Origin of the sequence: Pseudomonas sp. JS3066, from assembly GCF_036328175.1 — a bacterium.
In the GTDB taxonomy this organism is placed as follows: Bacteria; Pseudomonadota; Gammaproteobacteria; order Pseudomonadales; family Pseudomonadaceae; genus Metapseudomonas.
In genome coordinates this window covers 1,552,040-1,567,678 of sequence record NZ_CP143312.1, presented here as the reverse complement: position 1 = coordinate 1,567,678, position 15,639 = coordinate 1,552,040, and the positions used below count along the sequence as shown (strand labels likewise).

Genomic DNA, 15,639 nt, shown 5'->3' with positions numbered 1-15,639 from the left:
GGTAGCAGACTAATGATTAGGCGACTCAAGATATCGGCTAAGCGTGCGTGACTCAAGAGCCGGCCGGCATGCATGCCGAACCGGGATGGCAAGCCTTCCATCAGCCGACCGGAGGTGCTGTGGTCATGCGATGAGGCGCTGTAAAAATGCAGCACTCGCACCTCGCATTCAGCTGCAGGCCCCGCGCCAACTGTCCATGGCGGCTGGCACGCAATGTGCGGGCGTAAGTCCGAATCCCGCACAGCACATCTGGAATCGACATGGACCCATTACACCTGCTGGCCGAACGCGGCCTGCTGCTTTCCACCACCCTCTCGGTCAGCGGCCAATTGCTGCATATCTCTCCCAGCCTGAGCGATCAGCTCGGCTACGCGCCGGATGAACTCCCGGGGCTGGGCATCGAGCAAATCTACACCGCCGAATCGGTACGTGCCCTGCACCAGCTTTTCGCCAATCCGCCCGCCGACGAGCGCATCCAGGACCTGGAACTCAACCTGATACGCCACAGCGGTGGGCTCCTGCCGGTGCTGGCCAGCGGCATCCTGGAATGGCGCACGGTGCCAGCGCCGCGCTTGCACCTGATCAAGATGCCGCTCGGCGCCCTCACCCGCCGCGTGAACGAATTGCAGAACGCCAACGAAGTCATGAGCCAGATGCTCTACAGCGCCAAGGTGGCGTACTGGTGCATCGAGTTCGCCGAGGCGGTGGACATCAACCAGACACCCGACGAGATCGTCCGTCAGGTGTTCGAGAACCGTTCCTACTGGCGCATGTGCAACCGCGCCATGGCAGACGTCTACGAGATGCCGGCGGACGTCGACTTCAACCAGCAGCCGGTCCGCCTCTACTGGCCACGCAGCCCCGCCAACGAAGAGTTCGTGCGGCGCCTGGTGGAAACCGGCTTCTGCGTCGATGGTGCCCTGTCGGTGGACCGCCGCCACGATGGCTCCCCCGCCTATGTGGAGAACGATGTGCGCGCCGCCATCCACAACGGCCGCCTGCTGCGTATGTGGGGCAGCATCCGCGACGTCAGCCAGGAGCTGCGCATGCAGCACGACGCCGAGCAACGCATCGACGCGCTGCGCCGGGTCTTCGACGCGGTGCCCGACGCGGTGGTGGTGATCGACGAAGCGCTCCAGCCGCAATGGCGCAACGCCGCCTTCGAGAACACCTTCGGCATCACCCAAGGCACCAACATCGCCCACGCCCTGCTGGACCAGTCGCTGCCGGAACGCACCTGGCACAGCCTGCAGCTGCCCGACCTGAGCGGCCGGCCGCAACTGTTCAACGTCCATTGCTCGCGCGTACTCATGCAAGAGGGCGTGGCCTGGAAAGTAGCGGTACTGCGTGCAGCCGAGCGTGGCCTTCGGCATAGCGACGAGTTGCATCCATGATCGACAAGAATCTCCTGCCGTCCCTGAAAATGGGCATGCGCTCTTCGGTGAGCGTCAGCAGCGAAGTGCTTTCGGCACTCCTGGAAACACCGGCCCTGCACGCACTGCTCGACAGTTTCAGCGAGGCCATCATCCTTTGCGACGGTGAATCGCGGGTACGTTTCCTCAACCTTGCAGCCGAACGGGTCAACCGCCTGTCCCGCCAGGACGCGCTGGGCCTGCCCAACGCCGAGTTCTTCCAACGCTCGGCACTCGGTTTCGACGACTTCCAGCAGGCCATCGGCCGTGGCGCCACCAGTGCCCTGACCCGCTCCCGAGACGGCCGGATGTTCCTCACCAGTACCCAGGCGGTACCCACCGGCGCCTACGAGAAGCCCTACACGCTGTTGGTTCAACGCGACTTCGAAGGCCGCGAGAGCCAGCGCCGCACATCCCCGCAATCCTTTGCTCCAGCAGAGAACAACGGTCTTGGCGACCCGCAGGACAACGCCCTGCACCTTTCACCATTGCTTTCCAGCATTGCCGATACCGGCGTGCGCGCTTTCCGCCGCCGCGCCAGACTGCTCCTGCTGGGCGAACCCGGCGTCGGCAAGACCGCCATCGCCCGGCACATTCACCGCGCCGCCGGGTGGGGCGACCGCCCGTTCATACACGTCAACTGCGGCAGCATTCCTGAAAGCCTGTTCGAGTCCGAGATGTTCGGCTACGAGCGCGGCGCCTTCACCGGCGCCCTGCAGGGCGGTAAGCGCGGCTACATCGAGAGCGCCTCAGGCGGCACGCTGTTCCTCGACGAGATAGGCGAAATCCCGCTGCATGTGCAGGCCAAGCTGCTCAAGTTCCTCGAGGACGGCAGCATCCAGTCGGTGGGCTCGCCGCTCTCCAAGACGGTCCAGGTACAGGTGATCGCCGCCACCAACAAGGACCTGCGACGCCTGGTGGAAACCGGCGAATTCCGCGCCGACCTCTATTACCGCCTGGCGGTGCTCCCGGTGGAAATCCCGCCGCTGCGCCAGCACCTGGAAGACCTTCCGGTGCTCATGGACATCCTCCTGATGCGTATCAACCGCGACCGCCAGCCAACCTTGCGAATCTCAGGTGGCTGCCGCCAGCGACTGATGAACTACGACTACCCCGGCAACATCCGCGAACTGGTGAACGTCTTCGAACGTCTGGCCGTGCTGGCGGACGACGAGGCCCAGGAACATCATCTGCCGCCTGAGTTGCTGGGTCTCATCGCCCCGGTATTCGTCCGCCCCGCAGCGGCGCGGGTAGACGCGGAGAGCATTGCGCCGCCCGGCGAGGAAGCAAGCGGCAATCTCAAGGCCCAGGTGCAACGCTTCGAGCGCCAGCTCATTCTGCAGGCTGTCCAGAACCAGGGCAGCAAGCGCAAGGCCGCCCAGCAGCTCGGCATCGACATCGGCACCCTGATCCGCAAGCTGCAACGCGACTGATCCCGCCGGCACAGGGATGTGCCCAATGCTGCCGTTTCGCCATCCCGGCGTTTCCGCGCAGCGCTGCAAGAATGCCAACAAGGCATTTCATTTCTGCCTACACCAGGCAACACGCAAAAAGTAAAATTTCTTTATTTTCAACATGTTACTAAGTTGGCACGGCGCGTGCTCCAGCTAGCGGCACCCATCCACCTGAGTGGGTCATCGCATAGAAGCCGGGTCCGAGAGACCCGGCAGCTCTGGAGGCAAAACAACAATGCTAATCACAGGTATCAAGAGCCGGCCGGTATACGACCAACTCCGTCCTCTTCCCGGCGGAACCCATCACCTGGTCGCCGGCCAGGGCAGTGGCGGCCGCGCCCTGCTGCGCCTGCTGGACGACATGGCCGGACAGGGCCTCAACATCACCCTGCTCTACTCGCAGGAATCCTTCTCCGGCCAGGACTTCCTCGCCGAGCTGGAACAACGTGACGTCGCCGAACTGCGCGTCTATTCCAGCAACCAGGCGCTGGTGGACGAACTCGAACACATCCTCGGCGATGCCCGCATGGGCACCCGCCTCTACCTCTCCGGTTCGGAAAGCTTTATCGGCACCGCCATGCAGGTCGCCACCCGCTACGACATGAACGGCGACGAAGTGCTCCGCGAACACGCCGGCAGCTTCGTCCGCCGAGTCTGGTGCGTGCACTGCGACAGCTACACCGAGAACGTCACCCAGCGCGTATTCCAGTGCCCCAGTTGCAACCGGATGCTGGTGGTACGTGACCACTACTCCCGCCGCCTCGCCGCCTTCCAGGCCGTGAAGGCCGATGCCGAAGTCCCCGGCGAACTGCCGGCCGCCGAGGAGCTCGACACATGAGCCTGAGCAACGGAACCCTGAACGTGCGGGTGGCCCGCATCGAAGCCGTCACCCCCGAGATCAAGCGATTCACCCTGGTTTCCACCGATGGTGCGCACCTGCCGCCCTTCTCTGGCGGCAGCAACGTGGTGGTACTGATCCCACACGAGACAGGCGCCTACCGCAATGCTTACTCGCTGATGAGCTCGCCGTACGACTCCAGCGCCTACCAGATCGCCGTACGCCGGGTCGAGGAAGGCCGTGGCGGCTCGTTGCGGATGCACGAAGCGGTGAACGAGGGCGATGTGCTGGAAATCCTGCGCCCAGTGAATCTGTTCCCGCTGAGCAAGCACGCCCGTCTGCACCTGTTCATCGCCGGCGGCGTGGGCATAACCCCGGTCTGCTCTCAGCTGGCCGAATTGCGCCTGCGCGGAACGCCCTTCGAGGTGCATCTGGCAGTGCGCGGCGCAGAACACGCGCGCCTGGGCGAAGAACTGGTGCGCGAATACGGTGACGCGGTGCGCCTGTACCGCAATGACATCGATCAGCGCCTGGATATCGCCGCCGTGGTCGCGGACCGTCCGTTGGGTAGCCACCTCTATGTCTGCGGTCCGGAATCCATGATCCAGGACGCCATCGACAGCGCCCGCGCCCAAGGCTGGACCGACAGCCACATCCACTACGAGCGGTTCCTGGAGCAGGGCAGCATCGGCGAGAGCTTCAGCGTCACCCTGGCGCGCAGTGGCGCCACCCTCACAGTCTCTCCCGACCAGAGCCTGCTGGAGGCCGCCGAGGCCGCCGGCCACGAGATCCCCTACCTGTGCCGCGGCGGCGCCTGCGGCATGTGTGAAACCAATGTGCTGGAGCTGGACGGCGAAATCCTCCACACCGACGACTGGCTGTCCGACGAGGACAAGGCCGCGAACAAGAAAATCATGCCCTGCGTGTCGCGCGCCAAGTGCTCGCGGCTGGTCATCGACTGCTGAACGGAGAACGACCATGACCATCCAGTTCCGACCCGACGAAACCTACCGCGACGACTACACCTACGCGAACAGCCCCGAGTGCATTGCCCGCGCGCCCTTCCCCTTCCCGGACGACGAGTACATGTACTCGATGAATCTGGAGCCCCACGTATCGGTGGGCGAGGCAGCGCTCAAGGCCGTCTTCGACATCGACGAGCACTACATCAGCGAATGCCGCGACCGAGCCTTCACCCTGGAAAAAGACCCGGGCATGCACTACGTATCGGCGCCGCACATGATGGAAGCCCAGTGGGACCTGCTCGAGCTGATCATGGAGTCCTACGCCAGCGACTACCCCGAATACTTCACGCTGGAGAAGGACGGCACTCGCTGGCACTGGACCAACAAGCTCCTGAACATTGACGACACCTTCACCTTCGGCGACCCGGCCACCCTGCCCTATGAGCCGATGGAGTACATCACCCGCCAGGCCCAGGGCGACTGGGTATTGCAGGAAGAGCGCGACGGGACCCTGTACTGGGGCGCAGGCATCGCCACCCAGCGGGCCGACTATTCGCTGCGCTTCAACCTCGGCATGGCCTGGCACGAGTTCCACGGCCCGGTGCCACTGGTGAAAGAGACCGGCATGCTCGACCGCGCACTGAAGTTCCTTCTGCGCCTGCGCTGCGGCCATCCGGTGCGCCGCCTGAACTGGTCGCTGACCGTCAACCCGCGCCTGGACGTATCCGCCGAAAGCCTGCCGGACTGGGCACCGGACCGCACCACGGTGACCGCAGAGAACGCCGGCAAGCTGGTTTACCTGCGCATCGAACTACAACCCTTGCACCGCTTGCCGCGCAGCAACGCCATCGTGTTCCCGATCCGCACTTACCTGCTGAACCTGGAAGACATCGCCACCAACCCGGCCTGGGCCAAGCGCATGCACCGCGTGCTCAAGTCCCTCAATCAGGAACTCGTGGACTACAAGGGATTCACCCGTTACCGCGACGCCGCCGTCGAGTGGCTATCGCAGTTCGACGACGGCCGCGACGAGCAGGCGGCCAAATCCGCCTGAACCCGCTTCACGCTTCACGCTTCATCCATAACAACAAAGGCTCTTCCATGAGCACCAGCGGGCACTGCCCCGCTGGCCATGCAAACGACTGCCATTCAAATGAGGAAAAAACAATATGAGTGGGTCTTCTGCGACGCGTGCAACCGCTTCGATCGATCAGGACGCCGAGCAACTGCGTGCGCTCGGCTACAGCTCCAACTTCAACCGCAGCATGAGCCTGTGGGAGAACTTCTCCCTCGGCTTCACATATCTGTCGCCGGTGGTCGGCGTCTACACCCTGTTCGGCCTCTGCCTCGCGGCAGGTGGCCCGCCGATGTTCTGGTCCTACCTGCTGATCGGCCTCGGCCAGTTACTGGTGTGCCTGGTGTTCGGTGAGGTGGTTTCGCAGTTCCCGATTTCCGGGGGCGTCTACCCCTGGGCACGTCGCCTGGTGGGTAAGCGCTGGGCGTGGATGGTGGGCTGGGTCTACGCCTGGGCACTGTGCGCCACCATCGCCGGCGTGGCCGTCGGTGCTGGTCCTTACCTGGCCGCGATGCTCGGCTTCGAGTCCAGCGCAAACGCCAGCATCTACATCGCCCTGGTGCTGATCCTGCTCTCGACCGGTCTCAACCTGGTAGGCACCAAGCTGCTGGCGCGCGTGGCCATGTTCGGTTTCCTCTGCGAACTGGTGGGCGCCATCCTGGTGGGCGGCTACCTGTTGATCTTCGAACGCCACCAGCCGTTCAGCGTGCTGTTCAATACCTTCGAGATCAACGTCAACGGTTCCTACCTGCCGGCCTTCCTCGCAGCATCCCTGGCGGGTCTGTTCCAGTACTACGGCTTCGAGGCCTGCGGTGACGTGGCCGAGGAAACGCCCAACCCCGGCAAGCGCATCCCCAAGGCCATGCGCATGACCATCTACATCGGCGGCGCCGCGGCCATGTTCGCCTGCCTGGCACTGATCCTCGCGGTACCGGACATGCAGAAGGTCATCGCCGGCGAAGACACCGACCCGGTTTCCACCATCCTCTCCAATGCTTTCGGCCCGGTGGGTTCGAAGCTGGTAATGGCTGTCGTGATGGTGTCCTTCATTTCCTGCGTGCTCAGCCTGCAAGCCGCCGCCAGCCGCCTGCTGTTCGCCTATGCCCGTGACGAGATGATCGTCGGCAGCAACCTGCTCAAGCGCCTTTCCGCCAACCAGGTGCCGTCCTTCGCACTGGTGGTGAGCGGTGTCGTTCCGGCGGCCATCGTCTGCCTCGGCCTGTTCATGGCTGACGCCGTGGCCACCATCGTCGGCTTCGCTGCCATCGGCATCTACGTCGCCTTCCAGTTGATCGTGATTGCCGCCCTGATCGCTCGAGCCAAAGGCTGGCGCCCGAGCGGCCAGTTCAGCCTTGGCGGCTGGGGCCTGCTGGTGAACGTTGCCGCGCTGATCTACGGCCTTGGCGCCATCGTCAACATGATCTGGCCGCGCAGCCCGGATGCCGCCTGGTACATCAACTACTCGATGATCCTGACCACTGTCGTGGTGATGGGCGCGGGCTTCCTCTACATGCTGCTGGCCAAGCCCTACGACAAGGGCACCGCCCCAGCCGGCGACGCCTGGAAGTTTTCCAATCCCGTCCCAAAGGCCGCTGACGTAGCTGGCGTTCCGGCGCAGTAAGCCAACCCGTCGCCCCTCCTCCCTCGCTTTCCTCCCCTCTCCCTCCGGGAGAGGGGCTAGAACCGAACAAGGATCACCCCATGCAAACCAAACTCCTGATCAACGGCCAGCTCGTCGCCGGCGAAGGCCCCAGCCTCGCCGTGCTCAACCCGTCCCTGGGCACCGCCCTGGTGGAAATCGCCGAGGCCAGCCCGGCCCAGGTCGATGCCGCCGTGCGCGCCGCCGACGCCGCCTTCCCGGCCTGGTCGCAGACCTCGCCGAAAGACCGCTCCACCCTCCTGCTCAAGCTCGCCGACCGCATCGACGCCCACGCCGAAGAACTGGCCCGCCTGGAATCGCAGAACTGCGGCAAGCCCTACGCCGCCGCGCTGAACGACGAACTGCCGGCCATCGCCGACGTGTTCCGCTTCTTCGCCGGCGCCAGCCGCTGCATGAGCGGTTCCGCCGCCGGTGAGTACCTGCCCGGCCATACCTCGATGATCCGCCGCGACCCGGTCGGCGTGGTCGCTTCCATCGCGCCGTGGAACTACCCGCTGATGATGGCCGCCTGGAAACTCGGCCCGGCCCTGGCCGCCGGCAACACCGTGGTACTGAAACCCTCCGAGCAGACCCCGCTGACCGCCCTGAAGCTCGCCGAGTTCATCGCCGAGATCTTCCCCGCCGGCGTGGTGAACATGGTCTTCGGCCGCGGCCCGAGCGTCGGTGAACCGCTGACCACCCACCCGAAGGTGCGCATGGTCTCCCTCACAGGCTCGGTCGCCACCGGCTCGCGCATCATCGCCGGCACCGCCGACAGCGTGAAACGCATGCACATGGAACTGGGCGGCAAGGCCCCGGTGATCATCTTCGACGACGCCGACATCGACGCCGCCGTGGAAGGCATCCGCACCTTCGGCTTCTACAACGCCGGCCAGGACTGCACCGCCGCCTGCCGCATCTACGCGCAGAAAGGCATCTACGAGAAGTTCGTCGCCAAGCTCGGCGAAGCCGTCGGCAGCATCCGGACCGGCCTGCAGGACAACCCGAATACCGAACTCGGCCCGCTGATCACCGAGCAGCACCTGGAGCGCGTCGAGGGCTTCGTCCAGCGCGCTGCCGCCGTGCCGCACATCCAGGTGGTCACCGGCGGCAAGCGTGTCGACGGCCCGGGTTTCTTCTTCCAGCCCACCGTGCTCGCCGGCGCCCGCCAGGACGACGAGATCGTCCGCCGCGAAGTGTTCGGCCCGGTGGTCTCGGTCACCGAGTTCGATAGCGAGGAGCAGGTGCTGGAGTGGGCCAACGATTCCGACTACGGCCTGGCCTCTTCCCTCTGGACCGCCGACGTCGGCCGCGCCCACCGCCTGTCCGCGCGCCTGCAGTACGGCTGCACCTGGGTCAACACTCATTTCATGCTGGTCAGCGAAATGCCCCACGGCGGCGTCAAGCACTCCGGCTACGGCAAGGACATGTCCATGTATGGGTTGGAGGACTACACCGCCATTCGCCACGTGATGTTCAAGCATTAATGGGCTGGCTTCGGCCAGCGCCTTGTGGGAGCGAATTCATTCGCGATTGGGGCGCCAGGCCCAACCGGAAATAACCGGGGGCAGCTGCGCTGTCCTTGACCGAGATCCTGTGGGGCCACTCAAGTCGCTGAGCAGGCCTGCCCAGAGAAACCCTGGCGCAGCTACGCTGCCCTTAGCGATTGAAATCGCCCCCACAGGAATTAACCCACGCTGCAAACCACCAGGAGCCTCCCATGTTCGACATGCTTGACGGTTTCCGTCTCATCCTCACTGGCGTACTGGCCGACCTGGCCCTGGCGTCAGCCTGAAAAAGCCCCGGCGATTGCCGGGGCGAATCCCTCCGCCATGCAAGCCTTCATCAATGCGGTGAAAACCGAGCAAGCCCTGGCTTCTGGTTGACCGATCGTCGTCATAGCAAATTTGTATTACGACCATCATGTACGTCTTTTTGAATTACGCATATCATTTAACGCATCGAGGCCAACGCCCTCCCACAGGAGCCCTCCATGCAATCCATCGTCATTGCCGGTTACGCCCGCTCGCCTTTCCACTTCGCCAAGAAAGGCGGACTGATCAACCTCCGCCCGGACGACCTCGCGGCCCAGGTGGTGAAGGGCCTGGTGGATCGCCTGGATATCGATCCCCGGCAAATCGAGGACCTGATCCTAGGTTGCGCTTACCCCGAAGCCGAGCAAGGCATGAACCTGGCGCGTATCACCGGCTTCCTCGCCGGTTTGCCGGAAACCGTCGCCGGTGCCACGGTGAATCGCTTCTGCGGTTCCTCCATGAGCGCAATCCACTTCGCCGCCGGACAGATCATGCTGGGTGCGGGCGAGGCCTTTATCTGTGGCGGCGTGGAGTCGATGACCCGCGTGCCCATGGGCGGATTCAACATTTCACCGAATCCCAAGCTGGTGGACGGCTACCCACAGGCGTACATGGCCATGGGTCACACCGCTGAAGTGGTCGCCGGGCGCTACGACATTTCCCGAGTCGACCAGGAGGCCATGGCTGTGGAGTCCCACCGCAAGGCTACCCAGGCACGGGAACAAGGCCGCTTGCAGGACGAGCTCATCGCCATCGAAACGCCCGACGGTCTGGTAAACGAAGACGGTTGCATCCGTCCGGCGACCACCCCGGAAGCACTGGCGCAACTTAAGCCGGCCTTCGGCGGTAGCGTAACCGCCGGCACCGCTTCGCCCCTGACCGATGGCGCAGCGGCGGTATTCGTCTGCACCGAGGATTTCGCAAAGCGCTGGAGCCTGGACGTCATGGCGCGGATCAAGGCCGTTGCCGTGGTTGGCTGCCCGCCGGAAATCATGGGCATGGGACCGCTCTATGCCACCCGCAAACTGCTGCAACGCACCGGCCTTGTGATCGGTGACATCGACCTGTTCGAAATCAACGAAGCCTTCGCCAGTCAGGCCCTGGCCTGCATACGCGAGCTGGATCTCGATCCGGCCAAGGTCAACCTGGACGGCGGCGCCATGGCCATCGGCCATCCGCTGGGCGCCACCGGCGCGCGCATCACCGGCAAGGCTGCGAGCCTGCTCAAACGCACCGGTGGCCGATACGCCGTCGCCACCCAGTGCATTGGCGGCGGCCAAGGCGTGGCCACCCTTCTGGAGCGCGTCTGATCGATCGACCACGGCACCTCGTCCGTGCCGTGGTCGATTACCGCTAGCGCGACAAGGGATGTGAATTACAATCGCCATATCAATCTTGCGAACGAGGCGACCGACATGCGCTACCCCGAAGATCACAAAGCCGAAACCCACAAACGCATCGTCGCCGAGGCGTCCCGTCGTTTTCGCTCCGAAGGCATCGACGCCACCGGCCTGCAACCGCTGATGAAGGCCCTCGGCCTGACCCACGGCGGCTTCTATGCACACTTCAAATCCAAGGATGCCCTGGTGGAAGAGGCCCTCCAGGCAGCAGCGAACGACGCCAACGCCCAATGGGTCAAGGCATTCGCCAAGGACCAGCCGCTGAAGACCTTCTTCGAGCGCTACCTCTCCCCGCAGCATCGTGCCCACCCCGAACAAGGTTGCCCGCTGCCCACCATGTCGGCGGAACTGGGACAGCGCGGCAATGCCAGCGCCATCACCGACAGTGTGCTGAACAACCTGCTGGAACTGGTGACTAAGGAAACCGGCAGTGCTGAGCAGAGCCTGACCATGCTGTCTACCTTGGTGGGCGCTCTGACACTGGCCCGCAGCGTGGCCAGCGAGGAACTGTCAGACCGCATACTCGAAAGTGCCCGCGCCACCCTCCTCTCCCAGGTAGAGGCTGCCCAGGCCACCAGGGCCTGACGACCCTGCCATCCGTCGCCGCCCTCGGCATCCACCGAGGGCAGCCTATGCTTTCCAGGTAGGACCGAAACCGGCTGCACCTGGGTTGCACCCTTCCCTCTACAGCCGCTCATACCCTGCTGAACGCCAGTACTTCTGTGCCTCGGCAGCGATCAGGTGCAACTTTTCCGAGTCATCAATGTGACCTTTCATCAGGAGAATACCGCCAGTCTTACGACCTTTGGTTGCACCAGGTTGCACCCCTTGTAGGACATCGCTACTCTTTGCGCCGCTAATGCCGTGCGACCACGGCCGAGAAGAGGACAAGAAATGGCTACGAGCACCACCCTTGGCGTGAAACTGGACGAAGCTACCCGCGATCGTCTCAAGGAAGCTGCGCGCAGGATCGAGCGCACCCCGCATTGGCTGATCAAGCAAGCGATCTTCAGCTACCTCGAGGCACTGGAAAGCGGCATGACCCTGCCGGAACTCCAAGGCATCGCCCAGCGTCTGGCCGAAGGTGACCACGACGCCCTCGAAGCCCTGCCCGAATCCACGCATCAGCCGTTCCTCGAATTCGCCGAAAGCATCCTGCCGCAGTCCGTGCTGCGCGCGGCCATTACTGCCGCCTACCGCCGCCCCGAGCAGGAAGCCGTGCCCATGCTGCTGGAGCAGGCGCGCCTGCCCGCCGAGATGTCCGACGCCGCCTACAAGCTGGCCTACGGTATCGCCGAGAAGCTGCGCAACCAGAAGAGCGCCGGCGGTCGTGCCGGTATCGTCCAGGGCCTGCTGCAGGAGTTCTCCCTGTCTTCCCAGGAAGGCGTGGCGCTGATGTGCCTGGCCGAAGCCCTGCTGCGAATCCCGGACAAAGGCACCCGCGACGCCCTGATTCGCGACAAGATCAGCACCGGCAACTGGCAGCAGCACCTGGGCCAGAGCCCGTCGATGTTCGTCAACGCCGCTTCCTGGGGTCTGCTGATCACCGGCAAGCTGGTGTCCACCCACAACGAAGCCGGCCTGTCGTCCTCGCTGAACCGCATCATCGGCAAGAGTGGTGAGCCGGTGATCCGCAAGGGCGTGGACATGGCCATGCGCTTGATGGGTGAGCAATTCGTCACCGGCGAAACCATCGCCGAGGCGCTGGCCAACGCCACCAACTTCGAAGCCAAGGGCTTCCGCTACTCCTACGACATGCTCGGCGAAGCCGCGCTGACCGAGGAAGACGCCCAGCGCTACTACGCCTCCTATGAGCAGGCCATCCATGCCATCGGCAAGGCCTCCCACGGCCGCGGTATCTATGAAGGCCCGGGCATCTCCATCAAGCTGTCGGCCCTGCACCCGCGCTACAGCCGCGCCCAGTACGAGCGCATGATGGGCGAGCTTTACCCGCGCCTGCTGTCCCTGACCCTCCTGGCCAAGCAGTACGACATCGGCCTGAACATCGACGCCGAAGAAGCCGACCGCCTGGAAATCTCCCTCGACCTGCTCGAGCGCCTCTGCTTCGAGCCAAGCCTGAAGGGTTGGAACGGCATCGGCTTCGTCATCCAGGCCTACCAGAAGCGCTGCCCATACGTGATCGACTACGTGATCGATCTCGCCCGCCGCAGCCAGCATCGCCTGATGATCCGCCTGGTGAAAGGCGCCTATTGGGACAGCGAGATCAAGCGCGCCCAGGTTGATGGCCTGGAAGGCTTCCCGGTCTACAGCCGCAAGGTGTACACCGACATTTCCTACATCGCTTGCGCCCGCAAGCTGCTGGGCGTTCCGGACGCGATCTACCCGCAGTTCGCCACCCACAACGCCCACACCCTGTCGGCCATCTACCAGATCGCCGGCCAGAACTACTACCCGGGCCAGTATGAATTCCAGTGCCTGCACGGCATGGGCGAACCCCTTTACGAACAAGTGGTGGGCAAGGTCGCCGACGGCAAGTTGAACCGCCCGTGCCGTATCTACGCACCGGTCGGCACCCATGAAACCCTGCTGGCCTACCTGGTTCGCCGCCTGCTGGAAAACGGCGCCAACACCAGCTTCGTCAACCGTATCGCCGACCACAGCATCTCCATCAAGGATCTGGTGGAAGACCCGGTGACCAGTGCCGAATCCATGGCCAGCGTAGAAGGCGCCCTTGGCCTGCCGCATCCGCGCATCCCGCAGCCCAAGGCCCTGTACGGCGAAGCCCGCGTCAACTCCAGCGGCATCGACATGGCCAACGAACATCGCCTGGCCTCGCTATCCAGCGCCCTGCTGAGCTCCGGCCATGCCGACTGGCGCGCCCAGCCCATGCTCGGCTGCCCGACCAGCGAAGGCGTGGCTGAACCCGTGCTGAACCCGGCGGATCACCGCGATGTGGTTGGCCACGTGCAGAACGCCACCACTGCAGACGTCGGAAATGCCGTACTGGCCTCCATCACCGCTGCGCCGATCTGGCAATCCACCCCGCCAGTGGAGCGCGCCGCCGCCCTGGATCGCGCCGCCGACCTGATGGAAAGCGAAATGCAGTCGCTGATGGGCATCCTTGTCCGCGAAGCCGGCAAGACCTTCGCCAACGCGATCGCCGAAGTGCGCGAAGCCGTTGACTTCCTGCGCTATTACGCCGCCCAGGCCCGCCACGACTTCGCCAACGATACCCACCGCCCATTGGGCCCGGTGGTGTGCATCAGCCCGTGGAACTTCCCTCTGGCGATCTTCGCCGGCCAGGTAGCCGCCGCGCTGGCCGCCGGCAACACCGTGCTTGCCAAACCTGCCGAACAGACCCCGCTGATCGCCGCCCAGGCCGTGCGCATCATGCTCCAGGCCGGCATTCCAGAAGGCGTGGTGCAGCTGCTGCCGGGCCTCGGCCACACCGTAGGCGCCGCCCTGGTGAGCGATGAGCGTGTGAAGGGCGTGATGTTCACCGGCTCCACCGAAGTGGCCGGCATCCTGGCTCGCAACGTTGCCGGCCGCCTGGACGCGCAGGGTCGCCCGATTCCGCTGATCGCCGAAACCGGCGGCCAGAACGCCATGATCGTGGACTCCTCCGCCCTTGCCGAGCAGGTGGTGACGGACGTGATCGCCTCCGCCTTCGACAGTGCCGGCCAGCGCTGCTCCGCACTGCGCGTGCTATGCGTCCAGGAAGACGTGGCTGACCGCGTCGTGGAAATGCTCAAGGGCGCCATGGCCGAGTGCCGCATCGGCAACCCCGAACACCTGAACGTGGATATCGGCCCGGTCATCGACGCCGAGGCCAAGGCCAACATCGATAAGCACATCCAGGCCATGCGCAGCAAAGGCCGCAGCGTGTTCCAGATCGCCCGCACCGAGGGTGATGTGATGCAGCGCGGCACCTTCGTGATGCCGACCCTGATCGAACTGGACAGCCTCGCCGACCTGGAGCGTGAAATCTTCGGCCCGGTATTGCACCTGCTGCGCTACAAGCGAGAGGACATGGACGCCCTGCTCGACGAGATCAATGCCACCGGCTACGGCCTGACCCTCGGCGTGCACACCCGCATCGACGAAACCATCGCCAAGGTGGTGGACAAGGCCCACGCAGGCAACCTCTACGTCAACCGCAACATGGTTGGCGCCGTGGTCGGCGTGCAGCCCTTTGGCGGTGAAGGCTTGTCCGGCACTGGTCCGAAAGCCGGCGGCCCGTTGTACATGTACCGCCTGCTCGCCACTCGTCCGGCAGATGGCGTGAGCCGCACCTTCCAGCGCCTGGATGGCCAGAATGTCGCCGACACCCAGCAGCGCAACACCCTGCAGGATCGTCAGGGCAACCCCCTGGAAGCCCTCAAGGCCTGGGCCGCGAAGAACGGCAAGGATGGTCTGGCCAATGTCTGTGACAGCTTCGCCGAGCAGTCCCAGAGTGGCCTGAGCCGCGTGCTTCCCGGCCCGACCGGCGAGCGCAACACCTACGTGCTGCTGCCGCGCGAGGCTGTGCTCTGCCTGGCTGATGACGAAACCGACCTGCTTACCCAGCTGGCCGCGACACTGGCCGTTGGTAGCAGCGCACTCTGGGCCACCAGCGAGCTGACCGGCAAACTGCGCGCCGCCCTACCGAAGGCCGTGCAGGCCCGCATCCAGCTGGTAGCCGACTGGACACAGTCGGAAGTGGTGTTCGATGCGGTTCTCCACCATGGCGACTCGGACCAACTGGGTACCGTTTGCCGGCAAGTCGCTTCCCGCAAGGGCCCGATCATCGGCGTCCAGGGCCTGTCCCGCGGCGAGACCGCGGTACCGCTGGAGCGCCTGCTGATCGAACGCGCCATCAGCGTCAACACTGCCGCTGCTGGCGGCAACGCCAGCTTGATGACCATCGGCTGACACACCGCCGCGCCCTCGGGCGCGGCCCGGCTTCACCCGTCGCGCGCTCACAAGGCGGGCGGCGGTCGCAACACCGGAGGCCTGACCTCCAGGCGAACCGCCTTACCGGGCGACTTCGCCCATCTCACTTCGACGGTTGGCTGTCATCGCTGACGGCAACGGGGGGCACG

General features: G+C 64.6%; 10 protein-coding genes. All 10 read left to right on the top strand.

The features are described from left to right. Positions 1-260: 260 nt before the first annotated feature. Positions 261-1,394, top strand: coding sequence for a PAS domain-containing protein (locus SA496_RS07345; protein ID WP_120651819.1), 1,134 nt, complete (start codon positions 261-263; stop codon positions 1,392-1,394). Further along, positions 1,391-2,845, top strand: a complete 1,455-nt coding sequence (locus SA496_RS07340; protein ID WP_120651820.1) for a sigma-54 interaction domain-containing protein — start codon at positions 1,391-1,393, stop codon at positions 2,843-2,845. The genes SA496_RS07345 and SA496_RS07340 overlap by 4 nt, the downstream gene beginning before the upstream one ends. Positions 2,846-3,101: 256 nt before the next feature. Further along, entirely contained in the window at positions 3,102-3,704 is a 603-nt protein-coding gene (locus tag SA496_RS07335) for a dimethylamine monooxygenase subunit DmmA family protein (RefSeq protein WP_120651821.1), read from the top strand. Beyond that, positions 3,701-4,669, top strand: coding sequence for a PDR/VanB family oxidoreductase (locus tag SA496_RS07330; protein ID WP_120651822.1), 969 nt, complete (start codon positions 3,701-3,703; stop codon positions 4,667-4,669). Before SA496_RS07335 ends, SA496_RS07330 begins: the two co-directional genes overlap by 4 nt. 13 nt (positions 4,670-4,682) lie before the next feature. Beyond that, positions 4,683-5,723 (top strand): heme-dependent oxidative N-demethylase family protein, encoded by a 1,041-nt coding sequence (locus tag SA496_RS07325; protein WP_120651823.1) that lies wholly within the window; start codon positions 4,683-4,685, stop codon positions 5,721-5,723. Positions 5,724-5,838: 115 nt separating this feature from the next. Beyond that, positions 5,839-7,365 (top strand): APC family permease, encoded by a 1,527-nt coding sequence (locus SA496_RS07320; protein ID WP_120651824.1) that lies wholly within the window; start codon positions 5,839-5,841, stop codon positions 7,363-7,365. An 80-nt stretch (positions 7,366-7,445) separates the two neighbouring features. After that, complete coding sequence (locus tag SA496_RS07315; protein WP_330115208.1) at positions 7,446-8,870, top strand: gamma-aminobutyraldehyde dehydrogenase; 1,425 nt, start codon at positions 7,446-7,448, stop codon at positions 8,868-8,870. 506 nt (positions 8,871-9,376) lie between these two features. Beyond that, positions 9,377-10,507, top strand: a complete 1,131-nt coding sequence (locus SA496_RS07310; RefSeq protein WP_153917068.1) for a thiolase family protein — start codon at positions 9,377-9,379, stop codon at positions 10,505-10,507. A 105-nt stretch (positions 10,508-10,612) separates the two neighbouring features. Beyond that, positions 10,613-11,182: a TetR/AcrR family transcriptional regulator gene (locus tag SA496_RS07305; protein ID WP_120651827.1), complete on the top strand. Its 570-nt coding sequence runs from the start codon at positions 10,613-10,615 to the stop codon at positions 11,180-11,182. A 309-nt stretch (positions 11,183-11,491) separates the two neighbouring features. Continuing rightward, on the top strand, positions 11,492-15,469 hold the full coding sequence (putA, locus tag SA496_RS07300) for a trifunctional transcriptional regulator/proline dehydrogenase/L-glutamate gamma-semialdehyde dehydrogenase (protein ID WP_120651828.1): 3,978 nt from the start codon (positions 11,492-11,494) through the stop codon (positions 15,467-15,469). Positions 15,470-15,639: the final 170 nt, after the last annotated feature.